The sequence below is a fragment of the Streptomyces chromofuscus genome, from assembly GCF_015160875.1.
In the GTDB taxonomy this organism is placed as follows: domain Bacteria; phylum Actinomycetota; class Actinomycetes; order Streptomycetales; family Streptomycetaceae; genus Streptomyces; species Streptomyces chromofuscus.
The window spans coordinates 2,768,302-2,786,243 of record NZ_CP063374.1; the positions used below are offsets into that span (position 1 = coordinate 2,768,302).

The 17,942-nt window shown below is 72.1% G+C and carries 16 protein-coding genes; 6 read left to right on the forward strand and 10 right to left on the reverse strand.

The features are described 5' to 3' along the window. Positions 1-162: 162 nt before the first annotated feature. The 10 genes from IPT68_RS12435 to IPT68_RS12475 form a co-directional block, all read right to left on the reverse strand. The gene (locus IPT68_RS12435; RefSeq protein WP_189698504.1) at positions 163-2,208 is read right to left on the reverse strand and encodes a hypothetical protein; all 2,046 of its coding nucleotides are present in this window, start codon (positions 2,206-2,208) and stop codon (positions 163-165) included. 152 nt (positions 2,209-2,360) lie between these two features. Next, positions 2,361-3,860 carry a bifunctional cytidylyltransferase/SDR family oxidoreductase gene (locus IPT68_RS12440; RefSeq protein ID WP_189698394.1) on the reverse strand — a complete coding sequence of 500 codons (1,500 nt, stop codon included), beginning with the start codon at positions 3,858-3,860 and terminating at the stop codon, positions 2,361-2,363. A gap of 106 nt (positions 3,861-3,966) precedes the next feature. Further along, on the reverse strand, positions 3,967-4,671 hold the full coding sequence (locus tag IPT68_RS34795) for a hypothetical protein (RefSeq protein ID WP_308438771.1): 705 nt from the start codon (positions 4,669-4,671) through the stop codon (positions 3,967-3,969). A gap of 2 nt (positions 4,672-4,673) precedes the next feature. Continuing rightward, positions 4,674-4,859 carry a hypothetical protein gene (locus IPT68_RS34800; RefSeq protein WP_308438772.1) on the reverse strand — a complete coding sequence of 62 codons (186 nt, stop codon included), beginning with the start codon at positions 4,857-4,859 and terminating at the stop codon, positions 4,674-4,676. A gap of 639 nt (positions 4,860-5,498) precedes the next feature. Next, entirely contained in the window at positions 5,499-6,935 is a 1,437-nt protein-coding gene (gene obgE / locus IPT68_RS12450; protein WP_189698395.1) for a GTPase ObgE, read from the reverse strand. 129 nt (positions 6,936-7,064) lie between these two features. Then, positions 7,065-7,319 (reverse strand): 50S ribosomal protein L27, encoded by a 255-nt coding sequence (rpmA, locus tag IPT68_RS12455; RefSeq protein ID WP_189698396.1) that lies wholly within the window; start codon positions 7,317-7,319, stop codon positions 7,065-7,067. Positions 7,320-7,333: 14 nt separating this feature from the next. Next, positions 7,334-7,654: a 50S ribosomal protein L21 gene (gene rplU, locus IPT68_RS12460; protein ID WP_004931419.1), complete on the reverse strand. Its 321-nt coding sequence runs from the start codon at positions 7,652-7,654 to the stop codon at positions 7,334-7,336. Positions 7,655-7,888: 234 nt separating this feature from the next. Continuing rightward, the gene (locus tag IPT68_RS12465) at positions 7,889-12,319 is read right to left on the reverse strand and encodes an Rne/Rng family ribonuclease (protein WP_189698397.1); all 4,431 of its coding nucleotides are present in this window, start codon (positions 12,317-12,319) and stop codon (positions 7,889-7,891) included. Positions 12,320-12,568: 249 nt separating this feature from the next. Continuing rightward, positions 12,569-13,309 carry a TIGR03936 family radical SAM-associated protein gene (locus tag IPT68_RS12470; protein ID WP_189698398.1) on the reverse strand — a complete coding sequence of 247 codons (741 nt, stop codon included), beginning with the start codon at positions 13,307-13,309 and terminating at the stop codon, positions 12,569-12,571. Positions 13,310-13,357: 48 nt separating this feature from the next. Beyond that, on the reverse strand, positions 13,358-14,467 hold the full coding sequence (locus IPT68_RS12475; protein ID WP_189698505.1) for a hypothetical protein: 1,110 nt from the start codon (positions 14,465-14,467) through the stop codon (positions 13,358-13,360). A gap of 106 nt (positions 14,468-14,573) precedes the next feature. Between IPT68_RS12475 and IPT68_RS12480 the strand changes: the two genes are divergently transcribed. The 6 genes from IPT68_RS12480 to IPT68_RS12505 are packed head-to-tail and all read left to right on the forward strand — an operon-like array spanning position 14,574 to position 17,925. Then, positions 14,574-14,876 carry a gas vesicle protein GvpO gene (locus IPT68_RS12480; protein ID WP_189698399.1) on the forward strand — a complete coding sequence of 101 codons (303 nt, stop codon included), beginning with the start codon at positions 14,574-14,576 and terminating at the stop codon, positions 14,874-14,876. Between the two features lie 5 nt (positions 14,877-14,881). Continuing rightward, positions 14,882-15,295, forward strand: coding sequence for a gas vesicle structural protein GvpA (locus IPT68_RS12485; protein WP_189698506.1), 414 nt, complete (start codon positions 14,882-14,884; stop codon positions 15,293-15,295). A 3-nt stretch (positions 15,296-15,298) separates the two neighbouring features. Then, positions 15,299-16,012: a GvpL/GvpF family gas vesicle protein gene (locus IPT68_RS12490; protein ID WP_189698400.1), complete on the forward strand. Its 714-nt coding sequence runs from the start codon at positions 15,299-15,301 to the stop codon at positions 16,010-16,012. Positions 16,013-16,056: 44 nt separating this feature from the next. Further along, complete coding sequence (locus IPT68_RS12495) at positions 16,057-16,314, forward strand: gas vesicle protein GvpG (protein ID WP_189698401.1); 258 nt, start codon at positions 16,057-16,059, stop codon at positions 16,312-16,314. After that, a complete protein-coding gene (locus tag IPT68_RS12500; protein ID WP_189698402.1) occupies positions 16,311-16,787 on the forward strand; it encodes a hypothetical protein in 477 nt (158 codons plus the stop codon). Before IPT68_RS12495 ends, IPT68_RS12500 begins: the two co-directional genes overlap by 4 nt. Beyond that, on the forward strand, positions 16,780-17,925 hold the full coding sequence (locus IPT68_RS12505) for an SRPBCC family protein (RefSeq protein WP_189698403.1): 1,146 nt from the start codon (positions 16,780-16,782) through the stop codon (positions 17,923-17,925). The genes IPT68_RS12500 and IPT68_RS12505 overlap by 8 nt, the downstream gene beginning before the upstream one ends. The last annotated feature ends 17 nt before the right edge of the window (positions 17,926-17,942 follow it).

Here is a 17,942-nt window from a genome sequence, read left to right on the forward strand (position 1 = left end):
CTCCGCGCATCGGTCCGGCGTCCGGACAGGCAGGGGGTGACGACCCGGTCACGGCGCGCGTACGACGTTGCCGGCCGCCGCACACGTGTGTACGCGCGCGTACGGCGCTCGAGTGCCGTACGCGCGCGTCCAGGCCGCCGCCCGCGTCCGCCGACGCCTGTCTCAGGCCGCGGGCTGCCCCGCGTCCTCCGGTTCGACCTCTTCCACGGCCCCGGCCGCGACGTGCGACTCCTGGGCGAGGTTGCGGGTCCGGGCCTTCAGCGTCAGGTCCGCGACCGCTGTGTTGAACCGGTCGATCGACGCCGGCTCGTCCGGGCCGAGCAGATACCGCTTCAGTTCCTCGCGGTCCCGCGCCGGCGGGTCGGCGGCCGGGTCGCGGACCGCAGCCAGCAGCTCGCCCAGCTCGGTGGCGCCGTTGCTGAGGATCACCGCGGCGCGCACGGCGGTGTTCTGCCGCCTGAACTCCTCGGCGCCCAGCTCGGCGGAATCCGTCACCGCGTACGGCTTGCCGCTCGCGATGAAGTCGGAGACCACGCTGGAGATGTCGGAGACCATCGCGTCGGAGACGTTGAAGCAGTCGTACAGGCGCGGCTCGGCACCCGTGACGACGCGGTGCTCCCAGTCCGGGACGGAACGCCAGTACACGTCGTTCCACTCGGCGCGCAGCCCGGCGATCTCCGCGTGCCGGGCGAGGTCGACCATGCCGTCCCGGGTCGCCTCGGCCTCGTCGCCCCGCTCCCCGCCGACGGGACCGGCCAGCTCGGCGAGCCTGGCCTCGATCCGGGCCAGGTCGGCCGCGGCGGCGTTCGGCTCGGCGGCGCCGGCGGTGAAGCGCGGGTCGGCGGCGCGTTCGGCGGCGGCCTGCTCGACCAGGGCCGTGATGCGCCGGTGGGCGGCCCTGGCCTCGGCGCTGCGGGTGCCGGTGAAGGGGTGCGGCTTGTACAGGACGCGCACCGGCGGGTCGGCCGTGACGAGCCGCCGCACGATGTTCTCGCCGGCGAGCAGGATGGAGGTGTTGCCCGGGTTGTCGTCCCAACCCTCCCAGGTCGGGGCGTACAGCACGGTGGCCGTCCGGCCCTCCGGGACGCCCCGCCGGGTCCGGATCGGCGCCAGTTGCGGCCGGCCGACCTCCACGATGTCCTCGTCGCGGACGCCGACGTCGGCGACGGCGTAGCGGTCCCGGCCGGCGCGGCCCGCGGTCCACACCTCGTCGTAGACCTTGCTGAACGGGTTGACGCTGGCCGACTTGTCGCTGTCGCCGTGGCCGATGAAGACGTGCTTCATGGTCGGGACGCGCAGCATGTGGATGTTCTTGCCGACGTTCGCGGCGTACAGGGCGACCCGCACGGTGGACAGGTCCATGTTCATCAGGTGCACCCCGCCGGGCACGCAGATCACGGGGACCGTGGTGGGCGCCAGGTTCTGCAGGATGACCCGCTCACGCAGGATGATCAGCGGCTTGGAGTCCAGCTGCTCCATGGTCTCCAGCCACATGTTGACCTGGTACGCCGAGTCCTTGGAGCCGGAGAAGTACAGCACCGTTTCGGGCCGGTACGCGCGCAGCCAGTCGTCCACCGCCGCAAGGACCGCCTCGGGCGGCGACGGCACCCGCCGTCCGCGCACGTACGGCAGCAGCGCGAGGACGTAGGCGCAGCCCAGCACCAGCGTGCCGGCGATGCCGGCGAAACCGGCCACGGCCGAGCCGGTCGCCGCGGAGACCAGCACGCCGACGACCGCGGCGAGGTCGAGGTGCAGGATCTTCTCCGCCGAGCGGTGCAGCAGCCGGCGCGGCGGGGCGTCCGGGATGCGGATGCGGGAGGCGAGGTCGACGTTGCGGGTGGCGACGGGCAGCCGGCGGCGGTTGCGGATCACGGTGACCAGGGCCCCGTGCGGGGCCTGGAGGCCGTAGAAGGCGATGAAGCAGCCGACCGCGCCGTAGAAGATCAGGTCGTCCGAGAGGGACAGCCTGGCCAGCAGCAGGACCAGCAGCAGCTGCCGGATCAGGAAGCGGATCGACAGGCCGGCCCGGACCTTGCTGAGCCGGTTGATCAGATAGCTGTTCCTGCGGTGCAGATAGTGGTCCGCCAGGTACGTCACGGCGGCCGCGGCCACGAAGGCGGGAACGCTCGGGACGAGCGCGGCCACCATCAGGCAGGGGAAGCCCAGCATCATCAGGACCGCGGCCGCCAGCTCGGCCGTGGAGCCCACCCGGGCGACGCGTACAGCGGTGGATATCACGAAGAACCTGCTCTGTGGGGAGGGGGCCGGTCTGGGGCGACGGCCCAGACCTCCGCGCGTTCCCGGTGAGGCGTGAACGGCGATCGCGGAGGCCTGGGTTCCGTAGGGCTACAAGCCGGTGGTCACGCCGCGTCGTCCTGACGGTCGAGGACGGTGGCGAGCGCCTGCTCGAAACCGGAGGCCTTGGTGGCGCCCGCCGTCGGGTCCTGCCGGCGGACGTCGATGACATGGCCGGTCAGCTCGGACAGCAGCACGTCGAGCGAGGTACGCGCCACGGCCTCCGGGGAGAGCAGCGAGCCCGTCGGCTCCTCGCCGAATGCCCTGGTGCGCATGGGCGTCGCGGTGCGCTCCGGGTTGATGCAGTTGACGCGGATGCCGTCGGCGGCCCACTCGTCGGACAGGGCCTGGGTCAGGTTCACCATGGCGGCCTTGGTGGAGGAGTAGAGGGAGTACTCGGCGCGGCCGCGGGTGTAGCTGCTGGAGGTGTAGAGCAGCAACTGCCCCCTGGTCTCGGCGAGATACTTGTACGCCGAGCGCGCGATCTGCACCGGGGCGAGGTAGTTGACGTTCAGTGCCTCCTCGATGGCGGCGTTGTCGGTCTCGGCCAACCTGCCGATGCGCAGCACACCCGCGGTGTTGACGACGTAGTCGATGCGCCCCGTCTCGGCGTACGCCCTCGACAGCGCGTCGTCGACCTCCTCCGGGTTCTCCACGTGCGTGCCGGTGGTGGAGCGGCCGAGGGCGTGAACGGTGGCGCCGTAGGACTCGGCGAGTTCGGCGATGTCCTTGCCGATGCCGTAGGAACCGCCGAAGACGACCACGGTCTTCCCGGTCAGCAGCTCGCGGTAGGCGTCCTCGCCGTTCTGCTCCGGCGCGGCCGTGGAGCCGAGCTGGAACAGCTTGTCGGCGATGAAGACGTCGACGGGCTGGGTGACCTTCATGTTGTACTCGTCGCCCGCGACGACATGGATCGGCACGTCCGGCAGATAGCGCAGGACGACCGAGCAGTCGTCCGTGGCCTGGAAGTTGGGGTCGCCGGCCGCGACCTCGTAGGCCCGCTTGATCGTGGAGAGCCTGAAGGCCTGCGGGGTCTGGCCGCGGCGCAGCCGGGAGCGGTCCGGGATCTCGGTGATGAACTCGCCCTCCTCGCCGTGGGTGCGCGTGACGATGACGGTGTCCGCGGACGGGATGGCGACGTCGACGGCCTGGTAGCGCTCCAGCGCGGCGACGCAGTCGTCGATGACGCGCTGCGACAGCAGCGGCCGTACGGCGTCGTGGAAAAGGACGTTGAGGTCCTCGTCCTCGGCCAGGCCCTCGCCCAGCGCCGCGATGGCGCGCTCGGTCGTCTCGTTCCGCGTGCATCCGCCCTCGATGATCCGGGTGACCTTCTTCAGCCCGGCCCCGGCGACGATCTTCTCCACGTCGGGCACGTAACCCGGCGTCATCAGCACGACGACGTCGTCGATCGAGTCGGCCTTCTCGAAGGTGGTCAGGGTGTGCTCGATGACGGCCTTGCCGGCGATCTTCAGCAGCTGCTTCGGGATCGACAGACCCACACGCCGACCGGTTCCCCCGGCCAGGATCACTGCGGTGGTACGGGGCTTGGCTATGTGCTGTGACACAGGTGACCTACCTTGTGGCGACTGGGAACTTGCAAATGCTCGCACTTGTGGTTACCGCGACGCAAGGCGAGTGACTGCCGCTGAATACGTGCACGCTACCTGCCATTCACCTCGCGCCCGTGAGTGGCCCCTCGAGGGCTTTCGTGAGCACCCTCGCAATTGCCGTGAGTAACTCCACAGCCGGGCGCGTCGGCCGCGTTACGCCGACATGACGGTGAAGTGACGCCCTGGCGAATCGGTTTGGCCGCAGTCGATTCAGGCAGCGTTGTCCGAGAACCTTCACCAGTTCTTCGGACGACGTCCGGTGAACGGTGCGGGACTTGACGGGCGCCGCGTGACGAACGGGCGCCGCGGCGGCCGACGCGAGCACCTCGTAGCGCGCCTGCGCGGCCACCTCGGATGCAAGTCCCGCTTGACCAGCGGGTTTCGGGGCGGATTCCGGGACGACGGACAGTGCTGCCGGATCGCCGAGCACCCGCACGCCCATCACCCCGGTCCGCTCCGCCATCTCCACGCCGATCGCGGCGGCGGCCCCCAACACCCACTGCGGAGTGCAGATCTTCACGTCCCGCGAAGAAGGAGTGCACGCGTTCTTCATAAGCATCACGGCACCGTTGCGAACGAGCCGGGAATACAGCTCGTCGGGCAGTCCGTTGCCGCGGAATTCCTTGTTGAGGTTCCGCAGCATTTCGGTCTCGGCGAGCGTGAGGGACCGATTCGCCGTGTCCGGCACGGACTGCGACAACATCTCCGGAAGGCCGAGAAGCGTTTCGAACGTACGCATAAGACCGTCCCGGTCCCGGTCGTTCACGATCACAACCGTGATCCGCTCCGGGCCCACGATCCTCGCCCACCGCTCCACCAGCCGGTCGTGCGGTGCCGGGGCCAGAAAGTGGGGTTGGGCTTCTCGTACGGCGGCTTGCGCGGCATGTGCTCCAGCCAGTCCCCGTACCCCATGCGCAGCCCGTTCTGCACGTACTGCTGCCACTGCGACGGCATGATTCAGAGGGCGCGGCGTGATCAGCACGTCCACACGGTCCGGTGCGGGTGCCGGTGGCGGCGACCCGGTCGAGCAGGCGCGTCCAGTGCCGGCCGGCGGGCGCGGTGTCGCCGATCACGGCGCGCCGGGCGCAGGCGGCGAGGGCGGCCTCCATGGGGTGCCGGGTGTGCGCGGGGAAGGCGACGCCGCACTCGGGCAGCCGGTCCTCGGCGGTGAACAGGGCGCCCTGAAGAGCCCGTGGTGCCGGGTGTGCGCGGGGCCTCTGTGCAGCAGGCGGGTGCCCGCAGGCAGGGCGGCGGCGAGCGGGGCGAGTCTCTGGCAATCCGTCTCCATGGTGAACTGACGGTAAACGCGTTGCCTGAGACGGACCTGAGAGAGTCCTGGGACTCCGGTGAGCTCCTGGGGTCCACGGTGAGCCACAGGGGCCCGAGCGGAGCCACAGGGGCCCGTGAGGAGCCGAAGGGCGTCAGACCACCCGCACTCCGGGCCGTCCGGTGCGCCGACGACGTCGGACGCCGGGTCGGCGACGTCCTGTGCGAGACAAGGAAAGACCCGTCACGGCAGGGTGAACACTCCCTGACCGCGACGGGTCTGACAGACGATCAGCAGCCCGGACCAGGCGTCCGGACCGGCACCTACTAGAACGGCTCGAAGTCGTCGAACTCCCGCTGCAGCTCGTCCCGTTCGGCCTGCCGGTCGCGGCGGCGCTGCACCGCGGGGCGCTGCCCCTCGAGGCGGTGGTCCTCGCCACGGCGGCCCAGCATCTCCGCACCGGCCATGACGGTCGGCTCCCAGTCGAACACCACGGCGTTCTCCTCGGGGCCGATGGCCACGCCGTCCCCGGCCCGGGCGCCGGCCTTGACCAGCTCCTCCTCCACGCCGAGCCGGTTGAGCCGGTCGGCGAGATAGCCGACCGCCTCGTCGTTGTTGAAGTCCGTCTGCCGCACCCAGCGCTCCGGCTTCTCGCCGCGCACCCGGAACAGCCCGTCGTCCTCGCGCACGACGGTGAAGCCGGCGTCGTCCACGGCCTGGGGCCGGATGACGATCCGCGTCGACTCCTCCTTCGGCCGGGCGGCCCGCGCCTGCGCGACCAGCTCGGCCAGCGCGAACGACAGCTCTTTCAGCCCCGTGCGCGCCACCGCCGACACCTCGAACACGCGGTAGCCGCGCGCCTGCAGGTCCGGCCGCACCATCTCGGCGAGGTCCTTGCCGTCCGGTACGTCGATCTTGTTCAGCACGACGATCCGCGGCCGGTTGTCCAGCCCGCCGTACTCCCGCAGCTCGGCCTCGATGACGTCGAGGTCGGAGACGGGGTCGCGGTCGGACTCCAGCGTCGCGGTGTCCAGCACGTGCACCAGCACGCTGCACCGCTCCACGTGCCGCAGGAACTCCAGGCCCAGTCCCCTGCCCTGGCTGGCGCCCGGGATCAGCCCGGGCACGTCCGCGATGGTGTACACGGTCGAACCGGCGGTGACGACGCCGAGGTTCGGCACGAGCGTGGTGAAGGGGTAGTCGGCGATCTTCGGCTTGGCGGCGCTGAGCACGGAGATCAGCGACGACTTGCCGGCGCTCGGGTACCCCACCAGCGCCACGTCGGCGACGGTCTTGAGCTCCAGCACGACGTCCTGCACGTCGCCCGGCTCACCGAGCAGCGCGAAACCGGGCGCCTTGCGCCGGGCGGAGGCCAGCGCGGCGTTGCCGAGCCCGCCCCGGCCGCCCTGCGCGGCGACGTACGAGGTGCCGTGCCCGACCAGGTCGGCGAGGACGTTGCCCGCCTTGTCCAGCACCACGGTGCCGTCCGGCACGGGCAGGACCAGGTCCTGGCCGTCCTTTCCGGAGCGGTTGCCGCCCTCGCCGGGCTTGCCGTTGGTGGCCTTGCGGTGCGGCGAGTGGTGGTAGTCGAGCAGCGTGGTGACCGACTGGTCGACGGTCAGGACGATGTCGCCGCCACGGCCGCCGTTGCCGCCGTCGGGCCCACCGAGCGGCTTGAACTTCTCACGGTGGACGGAGGCACAGCCGTGGCCTCCGTTACCCGCGGCGACATGCAGTTCGACGCGGTCCACGAAGGTGGTCATGGTGTGGTGCCTCCTGGGGGTCCCCCCGGCCGAAGGCTGGGGGAGTACGGGGATGTCTCTTGAGCAACACGCGAAAGGCGGACCCGCTTCCCCGAAGGGAAGTGAGGTCCGCCTCGCGCAAGCTTCCGGTCAGGCGACCGGAACGACGTTCACGACCTTGCGGCCACGGTGGGTACCGAACTGCACCGCACCGGCCTCCAGCGCGAACAGCGTGTCGTCGCCGCCACGGCCGACGCCGGCGCCCGGGTGGAAGTGCGTGCCGCGCTGACGGACCAGGATCTCGCCCGCGTTGACGACCTGACCGCCGAAGCGCTTCACGCCGAGGCGCTGAGCGTTGGAGTCACGACCGTTCCGGGTGGACGATGCGCCCTTCTTGTGTGCCATCTCTCCTCAGTCCCTTACTTCGCAGCCGCGGGGATCTCAGTGACCTTGATCGCCGTGTACTGCTGGCGGTGGCCCTGACGACGGCGGTAGCCGGTCTTGTTCTTGTAGCGCAGAATGTCGATCTTCTGGCCCTTGTGGTGGTCCACGACCTCGGCCTGGACCTTGATGCCGGCCAGCACCCACGGGTCGCTGGTCACAGCGTCGCCGTCGACAACGAGCAGGGTCGAGAGCTCGACCGTGTCGCCAACCTTGGCAGTGGAAATCTTGTCAACCTCAACGATGTCGCCGACAGCAACCTTGTGCTGACGACCACCGCTGCGCACGATGGCGTACACGCGGATCTCTCTTTCGCTCGGAGAACGGCACCCCCGCAGGCCAGCCACCGACGTACACACCGGCGGCCTCTCCCGGCCAACCGAATGCCCGGGAGGAAGAGGTTTACGGGGATGTGGCGTGTTCGATGGACACGCCGACGGTCTAGGTTACGGGGCGGTGGCCGAGAGGGTCAAACCGGGCCCCGTGGCGGAGGTGTGCGGCCGGTCACCCGGCCGCACACCCCGCACGCGGCGTCAGCCTTCGTCGGTCGAGACCGAGACGGTCGGCTGGGACTGCTCGGCCGCCGCGGTCTTCTTCGACGTCGCCTTGGCGGCCTTGGCGGCGGTCGTCTTGGCGGCGGTGGACTTCGCCGCCTTCTTGGCCGTCGCCTTCTTCGCGGCCGTCTTCTTGGCCGCGGTCTTCTTGGTGGCGGCCTTCTTCGCCGTGGCCTTCTTGGCCGTCTTGCGGGCCGTCTTCCTCGCCGGAGCGGACTCGTCGCCCTCGGCCTCGCCCTCGGCAGCCTCGCCGGACACCGCCTCGGCGGCGGCCTCCCTGGCCTCCACGAGAGCCTGCTCGGCCTCGTGGGCGGCCTGCTCGGCGACCGGAGCCTCGGTCTGCGCCGGCGCCTCCGCCGACGGGACGACCACCACGGCCGCCTCCTCCGACGCGGTCGGCGCGGTGGCCTTGCGGACCGCACGGCGGCGCGGACGGGCCGGAGCGGCGGCCTCGGCGGGCGCCTCGGCCTGCACCGGCTGCGCCGCGGACGGCGTCTCGGCGACCTCCGGCGTCTCCGCCGCGGCCGGCGCGGTCTCGGCGACCGTCATGACCGCCGCCTCCGCCGACGCCGAGGCCGGGGAACCCGCCGGGGCGCTCACCTTGCGGGTGGCACGACGGCGCGTACGGCCCTTGGGCGCTGCGTCCTCGACGGGCTCCGCGGTTGCCGGGGCCTCGATCACCGGGTCCTCGACGGCCACGGGCTCGGCGTGCGCCGCGGCGGCGGGCTCCGGCCGCACCGGACGCGCGGCCTCCTCCTCGGCCGTCACGTCCTGAGCCGTGGGCGCCGTGACGCCGGCCCCGTCGGACTCGGCCTTGGGCGCGGGGGCGCCCGCCGGAGCGGACACCCGACGGCTCGCCCGGCGCCTGGACCGGCCGCGTGACGCCGCGGCCTCGGCCTCGGCGATGCTGCTGTACAGCTCCTCGTCCGGCTGGAACTCCGGTGCGGGCAGCGCCACCGGCTCGGCGACCTCGGCCGCGACCTCGGACTCGCTCTCCGCCTCCTCCTCGGCGGTCTCGCCGACCTCGACGATTCCGCCGGCCACGGCCTCGTGCGTGTGCTCCGGCTGCTCGGCACCGACCCGCGCGCGCTTCTTGCGCTTGCCGCCGCCACCGGTGGTGGCCGCCTGGTCCAGGTGCACGATCACGCCGCGCCCGTTGCAGTGGACGCAGGTCTCGGAGAACGACTCCAGCAGGCCCTGCCCGACCCGCTTGCGGGTCATCTGGACCAGGCCCAGCGAGGTCACCTCGGCGACCTGGTGCTTGGTGCGGTCCCGGCCCAGGCACTCCAGCAGGCGCCGCAGCACCAGGTCCCGGTTGGACTCCAGCACCATGTCGATGAAGTCGATCACGATGATGCCGCCGAGGTCGCGCAGCCTGAGCTGGCGCACGATCTCCTCGGCCGCCTCCAGGTTGTTCCTGGTGACCGTCTCCTCCAGGTTGCCGCCCTGGCCGGTGAACTTGCCGGTGTTGACGTCGACCACGACCATCGCCTCGGTCCGGTCGATCACCAGCGAACCGCCGCTGGGCAGCCAGACCTTGCGGTCCAGCGCCTTGGCGAGCTGCTCGTCGATCCGGTACGTGGCGAAGACGTCGACCTCGGAGGTCCACTTCTGCAGCCGCCCGGCGAGGTCCGGCGCCACGTGGGCGACGTAGCCGTGAATGGTCTCCCAGGCCTCCGGGCCGCTCACGATGACCTTGGAGAAGTCCTCGTTGAAGATGTCGCGCACGACCCGGACGGTCATGTCCGGCTCGCCGTACAGCAGAGTCGGCGCGTTGCCGCTCTTGGCCTTCTTCTGGATGTCCTCCCACTGCGCCTGGAGCCGCTCGACGTCGCGGCGCAGCTCGTCCTCGCTCGCGCCCTCGGCGGCGGTGCGCACGATGACGCCCGCGTCCTCGGGGACGATCTTCTTGAGGATGGTCTTCAGCCGCGCCCGCTCGGTGTCGGGCAGCTTGCGGCTGATCCCGGTCATCGAGCCCTCGGGCACGTACACGAGGTAGCGGCCGGGGAGGGAGACCTGGCTGGTCAGACGGGCGCCCTTGTGCCCGATCGGGTCCTTGGTGACCTGCACGAGGACCGACTGGCCCGACTTCAGGGCGGATTCGATGCGGCGCGGCCCGTTGGCCATGCCCAGTGCCTCGAAGTTGACCTCACCGGCGTAGAGCACGGCGTTGCGGCCCTTGCCGATGTCGATGAAGGCGGCCTCCATCGACGGCAGCACGTTCTGCACCTTGCCGAGGTAGACGTTGCCGACGTACGAGGTCGACTGCTCCTTGTTGACGTAGTGCTCGACGAGCACGCCGTCCTCCAGGACGCCGATCTGCGTGCGGTCGCCGTGCTGGCGCACGATCATCACGCGCTCGACGGCCTCGCGGCGCGCCAGGAACTCGGCCTCCGTGATGATCGGCACCCGGCGGCGGCCCTGCTCACGGCCTTCCCGGCGGCGCTGCTTCTTGGCCTCCAGACGCGTGGAGCCCTTGATGGACTGCACCTCGTCGGACGGCTCGGCACCCTTCTCCCGCAGGGCTCGCGGCTCGCGGACCTTGACGACCGTGCGCTCGGGGTCGTCGGCGGTCGGCTCGGCGTCCGGGCCGGCGTCCCCGGCCCGGCGACGACGACGGCGGCGACGGCGGCTGCTGGTGGACGAGCCCGCGGACTCCTCGGCGTCCCGGTCGTCCTCCTCGGCGTCCTCCTCGACCTGCTCCGCGGTGTCCTCAACGTCCTGCGCGGCCTGCTCGGCGGCGAGTTCCTCGGTGTCGCCCTCGGCGTAGTCACCGGACTCGCCCCGGCGGCGGCGCCGGCCACCGCGACGACGGCGGCGACGCGACCCGGTCTCCTCGCCCTCCTCGTCCTCGGCGAGGGTCTCGGCGGCCTCGTCCGGCTCCTCGGCCTCCCGGGCCTCCTCGTCCACGACGGTGTCGACGGCCTGCGGCTCGCTCTCCTCGGCAGCGGCACCACGGCGCCGGCGGCGACGCCGCGCCCCGGCCGGCTCCTCGGACAACTCCTCGGCCTCGGGGGCCTCTTCCGCCGCTTCGGCGGCCGCTTCGGCGGCGGCCCGCTGGGGCGTCTGGAACCTCGGCTCGGTGAACACCGGCGGCTGGAACACCGCGACCGCGGGCCGCGCCGGCGGTCGCAGCGCCTCGGCCTCGGCGGCCTCGGGCTGCGCGGGCGCGGCGAACCCGGTCGCGGCCTTGCGCACGACCCGGCGCCGGGCACGACGCGGGGCGCCGCTGTGCTCACCGACGGCTTCGGCGGGCTCCGGGACGGAGACGGGCCCGGGCTCGGCCGCGGCGGGCGCCTCGGCCTGCGTCGTGGCCTCGGCGGACGCGGTCACGGCGGCGGGCTGCTCGGCGGGCTCGGCAGCCACGGCGACGGGCTCGGCGGCACCACGGCGACGGCGCGTACGCCGCGGGGCGGCGCTCTCGTCGGCCTGCTCGGTGGCGGCCTCGACGGGCTCGTCCGTGGTGCTCGCGGTGGCCTCGGCGGGCGCCTCGACGGCTGCCTCGGCGGACGCCTGGGCGGGCGCGGACACGCGGCGCGTGGCGCGGCGGCGCACCCGGCGCGGTGCGGCTTCCTCGGCCTCCTCGACGGCGGCCTCGGCGTGCGGCTCGACGGCGGGCGCCGCTGCGGCGTCCTCCGGCTGCACGGCCTCGGCGGCGGCCGGCGTCCCGGCGGGCGTGGACACCCGACGGGTCGCCCGACGGCGCGTACGCGCGGCGGGCGCGGCCTCCTCGACCGACGCGGGCTCCTCGACCTGTGCGGGCTCCTGTGCGACGACGGCGGCGGCTTCGGCCGGCGCGGACACGGTGACGGTCTCGGCGGCCCGGGTGGGCTCGGGGGACCCGGCGGGCGCCGACGCACGGCGCGTGGCCCGGCGGCGGCGCGGCGGCGCGGGCTCCTCGACGACGTGGGCGACCGCGCTCTCGTCCACCGGCTCGGCGGCGGACGGGGCGGCGACCGGCACCACGGTCTCGGCAGCATCGGCGGACGCCGGGGAACCGGTGGGCGCGGAGGCCCGACGGGTCGCGCGGCGGCGCGCACGCCCGGCGGGCGCGGCATCCGCGGCGACCTCAGTGGTCTCCTCGGCCCCGGAGATCTCGGGGACCTCGGCCACCTCGGCGACCTCGCTGGCCTCAACGGCTTCCTCGACGTCCCCGGCCTCCTCGGAGGCCGCGGAGGACAGGTCGGTCGACGCGAGCTCGGCGGCCTCGGCGGGCGGCTGGTCGCCCGTGGCCAGGTCGGAGGCGTCGGCGGCCGGTATGGCCGGCGTGACCGTCTCCGTCGGCGTCTCGGACGTGGCGGCGGGCGGACCCGCCGGTCGGGACGCGGCACGGCGCCGACGACGCGGCGGCAGGGTGTCGCTGGGTGTGTTCAGTTCGGAACCCTCAGTGGGTTCGATCGGCTCGAGCATGCGGGCGTTTCTCCCGTCAGGCTCCCGGGCGCCGCACCTGGTCCGGCGGTGATGCCGGTGACGTCCGCGGCTCGCGCGATGCGCGACTGCCGCCGTCCGGGGCGCGGGCGCCGCTCGGGAGCTCTCTGTTGTCCTGTCTCGCCGGTTCCGTCCGCCGTGTTGCGGACGGCCTGGCGAAAGTCTTCTGGTCGGTGCGCTGCCCGACCCAGGTGGCTCCCGAGTACGAGGGCGGCGCTTTCGACGTCCGTCCTACGCGGGACCCGCCTCGCGGTCAGGCGCGAGCGGGTCTGTCACCGTGCCGGTCTCTTCATCGAACAGCCCCTGCGCCAGCCTGGTCACCGCTGCGGGGACCGGCGGCGCCAGGTCGGCCACGGCGCGGAGACCGGACAGGACGTCGTCGGGTCGTACGGCAGGCGTCACGTGCCGAACAACCAGCCGCAGTATCGCACAGGGCTGGTCCGTCGGCCTATCAGCCTGCGAACTCTGTGTTTGCGGACCGTCGAGGCTTTCGAGGCTCGCGACGGCCGGGCGGGCGTCGAAGGTGCGCACGCCGTTCTTGGTCAGCCGCTGCACCTCGACGGCCTCGGCCGCGTTGAAGGCGGCCACGGCGCGCGCGGCGTCGGCCGGGGCCACGCCGTTCAGCCGCAGCTCCCACACGGAGGCCGTCAGCCGGTCGGCGAGCCCCGACGTGCGGGCCTCGACCGCGTCGACGATGTCGAGCCCGGCGGGCAGCGACTCGTCGAGCAGAAGCCTCAGCTTCTCGGGATCACGCCGTTCGGTGAGCGCGATCTCCAGGTATTCCGCCTCGCTGCCCGTGCCGGTGGGTGCGGCATTGGCGTACGACACCTTCGGGTGCGGTGTGAACCCCGCCGAGTACGCCATGGGCACCTCGGCGCGGCGCAGCGCACGCTCGAAGGCGCGCTGGAAGTCACGGTGGCTGGTGAACCGGAGGCGGCCGCGCTTGGTGTAGCGCAGTCGGACGCGCTGCACCGCGGGTGCCGGCGGCGGGCCTTCGGGCTGTCGCTTGCCCAGTGTCGTTCAGTCCTTCGTGAGAGCGGTCGTACTGCTACCAAGAGTACGTGTGTCGGCGGCCACGGGTTCCCGCCGGGCCGTCGCGGCCGGCTGCCGCGGCTCACCGAGGAGCAGGCGCCGGACGTCGGCCCGGGCCTGCCGCACGCTCTCCCGCGCCGACGCCAGGGCCTGCCGCGTGGCCCGCCCCACGGCCCGCACAGCCTCACCCACCGGCCGCAGGACGGCGTCCCGGACCGCGTGCCCGACCGGCGTGAGCACGCGCGCGTACGCCCATCGCGCCGGCTCGACGAAGACCCGCCGCAAGAGCGTGCCGAGGAACCGTCCCACGGCGAGCGAGATGTGCCCCGCGACCCGCCATGCATGGCCCAGCGCGGTCCCGATCTCCCGCCCGAGGACCGCGAGCACGTGTCCGACGGGCACCAGCACCCAACGCCACAGGGCGAGCGCGGGCAGCACGAGCAGGATCCGGCAGATCCAGTACAGAGCCACGCCGATCCCCGTGACGATCACGCGCAGCACCCGGAGGAGCCCGTTCACGCACCACACGACCGCCCTCCCGACCGGCGCCAGGACCCAGGTGTACAGCCACGCGGCGGGGACGACCACGAGGTACCGCGCCAGCCAGGCGACGGCGGTGAACACACCGGTCCCGACAGCGGCGAGCACGGCGCCGACGCCCTTGAGGACCCACACGATCGCGTGCCCCACGGGCGTCAGCACGCGCGCGTACAGCCACGCCAGCCCGGCCGCGATCCCGTGACCCGTCCAGGCGAGCGCGTGCCCGACCGGCGTCAGGACGTACCGGTAGAGCCAGACGCACGGCACGACGACCAGCACCTTGCCGAGCCAGGCCAGCGCCCGGCCGGCCGGTACCAGCACCCACCGCCACAGCGCCACGAACGGCCAGACGAACACCGCCCGCCCCAGCCAGGACAGTGCGCGCCCGAGCGGCCTGAGCACCGTGTCGTTCAGGAACCGCCCGGCGACGACGAGGGCGTCCCACGTCATGCGCACCGGGAGCACGACGACGAGCATGACGATCCGCACCGGGAGGCGGATCGCGACCACCAGGCACCCGTCGGGTGGCTGTTGAGCAGGCGGCTTCTCCAGGTCCATACCGTCGTAGACGCCACCGCCCCGGGTGTGGATGCGCGTGCTCACTCGAAAACCTGCTCGGCGGAGAGATACATGTGCGGGTTTTGGGAGACACGGGTCATTGAGGATGGTTGGTGATGAAATGCCCGGAAACGAGAGAGTCTCGGCGGCCGAGGCGATGCGGCAGGCGACCGAACAGCTCACGGAGCTGCTGGGCCGGCGTCCGGAGTCCGTGTCCGCTCTGAGACCGACGGACGACGGCTGGGAAGCCGCGATCGAGGTCGTGGAGCTGGAGCGCATCCCCGAGACCGCCAGCGTGATGGCCAGCTACGAAGTCGCCCTGGACGCCGCCGGCCAACTGCTCGGCTACAAGCGCGGGCGGCGTTACACGCGCGCCCAGATCGACCGCAACGAAGGGAGCAGATCGTGACCGTGATGCCGGGCGGCGGCGGAGTGCCGGCCCCCAGTGGAGGTGGCTCCGGCAACCTCTACGACGTCCTCGAACTCGTCCTGGACCGCGGCCTGGTGATCGACGCCTTCGTGCGCGTGTCCCTCGTCGGCATCGAGATCGCCAAGATAGACGCCCGCATCGTCGTGGCCAGCGTGGACACCTATCTGCGCTTCGCCGAGGCGTGCAACAGGCTGGACCTCGAAGCGGGCCGCAAGGCTCCGGCCCAGCTGCCCGACGTGATGGAGAGCATCACCGAGGGCGGCGCCCGGGGCAAGAGCAAGGGCGCGCTGAGCGGCGCCGTCGAAGCCTTCACCGAGTCCCTGCAGAAGGGCCAACGCGAGCGCGAGCCCGTCGAGCGGGGTTCGGAACGCCGGTCCTCCAGGGAGCGCGGGGAGTGAGCGATGACGCTGTACGTCTATGCCATCACCAACGACTCGCATCCCCTGCGTCTCGACGACCTCAAGGGTGTCGGCGACTCGCCCTCCGAGTTGCGCGTGGTGCGCGGCGACTCGCTGTGCGCCGTCGTCAGCGACGCGCCGGAGGACCTGTCGCTGGCCCGCCGGAACCTCGAGGCCCATCACACGGTGCAGGAGCGGCTGTGGTCCGACGGTGTGACGCTGCCACTGGGCTTCGGCTTCGTCGCCCAGGACGAGGAGGCCGTGCGCACCGTTCTCGAGCAGGGCGCCGAGCAGTACGCCCAGCGGCTGGCCGAACTCGCCGGCCGGGTCGAGTTCAACGTCAAGGGCGTGCAGGACGAGGACACGCTGCTGCGCCAGATCGTCGAAGAGTCCGACCGGATACGTGAGTTGAACGAGGCGACCCGCGAGGGCCGGGGAAGTCCGGAGCAGCGGATCGCACTCGGCCAGCTCGTGGCCCAGGAGGTGCAGGCCCGCCAGGACGCACTGGCCGAGCGGGTCGTCACCACGCTGAGACCGCTCGGGGACGCCGAGAACGTGTCCCCGCCCTCCCAGCAGTACTTCGTCAACGCCTCGTTCCTCATGGCCGACGAGAAGTCCCAGGAGTTCACCGACGCCTGCGCACGGCTCTCCGAGCAACTGCCCGAGGGAGCCGAGCTACGGCTCGGCGGACCACTGCCGCCCTACAGCTTCGCCTGACGACCGTCGACGGGCGCGAGGCACCGAACGACAGAGGAGTCACCGTGGGAGGACTGGTCTACGAGGTCCTGGCCCTGCCCTTCGCCCCGGTGCGGGGCATCGGCTGGGTGCTGCAGAAGGTCGTAGAGGCCGCGGAGAACGAGTACTACGACCCCACCCCCGTGCAGGCGGCGCTCGCCGACCTGGAGCGGGCGCGCGTCGAGGGCCGCATCGACGAGGAGTCGTTCACGGCACGCGAGGAGGAGCTGCTGCGGCGGCTGGAGGAAATCAGGCTGTACCAGCTCGGAAAGACGGCATCATGAACAACGCCAAGATCGGAACTGCCCTCATCAGCGGCTACGTGCTGGGCCGCCGGAAGAAGGGCGGGGCCGCCCTGGGCCTCGCCCTGGCGATGGCCGCCAGGCGGGCGAAGGCCGGCGACCTGGCCGAGGCCCTGGCCCCCGTGCTCGGCAACCTCAACCGGCAGGCCCGCACCGAACTGGCGGGCGCGACCAAGGCCGCGGTGGGTTCCGTGCTGAACGCCCAGGCCGGCCACCTGGCCGACGCCCTGCACCAGCGCACCCTCGGCCTGCAGGGGCAACGGGAGGACGTGGGCCGCGCGGCGGGGGAGCACCGCGGAGAAGAACCACGCGAAGAGCAAGAGCCGCGCGGGGAGGAGGAGCCGCGGAAGGCCAAGAAGACGGAACGTTCCTCGTCGGAGCCGAAGTCCGGCGGTGACCGGGCGTCCTCCGAGCCGGGCGGTACATCGCGAGCGAGGGAGTCGAACGATGACTGACGGCAAGTCGCCGGTCGCAACCAGCGTCTTGAAGGGCCCGGGCGCGAACAAGCTGGTCGAGGAACTGGGCCACTACGCGGAGGCCCGCCTGGAACACACGCTGACCGGCGTGGGACACAAGGTGGGCGACGCGGCGAACCGGCTCGGCTCCGCCCACTTGGGGCCCGGCCCCCTCGTCCGCGTCCTCGGCAAGGGCGGCAAGCTGGTCGGCGGGCAGGTCGCCGCACGGGCCAAGGAGACCGCCGCGCACGCCAAGGAGGCGGTGACCGACAAGGTCAAGGAAGCCGTCGGCCTGAAGCGCAGGTCGAAGAGCGGCGGAGCCAAGAGCATGACCATCATCGAGGACGTCGACGTCGGCGTGCCGGTCCGCGAGGCGTACAACCAGTGGACGCAGTTCGCGGAGTTCGGCCGGTTCGCCAAAGGCGTGGTGAGTGTCGAACAGAAGGACGACACCACCACCCAGTGGCAGGCCAAGATCGCCAAGTCGAACCGCGCATGGACCGGCACGATCGTCGAACAGGTGCCCGACGAGCGGATCGCCTGGACGGCGGAAGGCGCCAAGGGCACCCCCAACGGAGTGGTCACCTTCCACCCGCTGGGCGACAACCTCACCAAGGTCCTGCTGGTCCTCGACTACTACCCCAAGGGACTCGTCGAGAAGACCGGGAACCTCTGGCGGGCCCAGGGCCGCCGCGCCCGCCTCGATCTGAAGCTCTACCGCAAATTCGTCATGCTGCGCGGCGAGGCCACGGGTGCCTGGCGCGGAGAGATCCGCAAGGGCCGGGTGGTCCGCGGCCCGGACGAGGAGGCCGAGGAGAAGGACCGCGAGGCCCGGGGCGAGGAGAGCGAGGAGAAGGAGCGCGAGGCCCGGGGCGAGGAGAGCGAGGAGAAGGCGCGGCCCCGCGACGAGGAGAGCGCGAAGTCCCGCGAGGACGAGGACGAGCACGAGTACGAGGACGAGGACGAAGAGGAGGACGAGGCGCAGCCCGAGGACCGCTACGACGAGAGGGACGAGGACGACCGCGACCGCCGCGCCGAGCGCGACGACCGTGCGGACCGCGACGACTACGACTACGACGACGAGGAGGACGAAGAGGACGAGGCACCCAAGACCGAGAGCCGTCGGCTCCCCAGGTGACCGACGGCGCCGAGCCG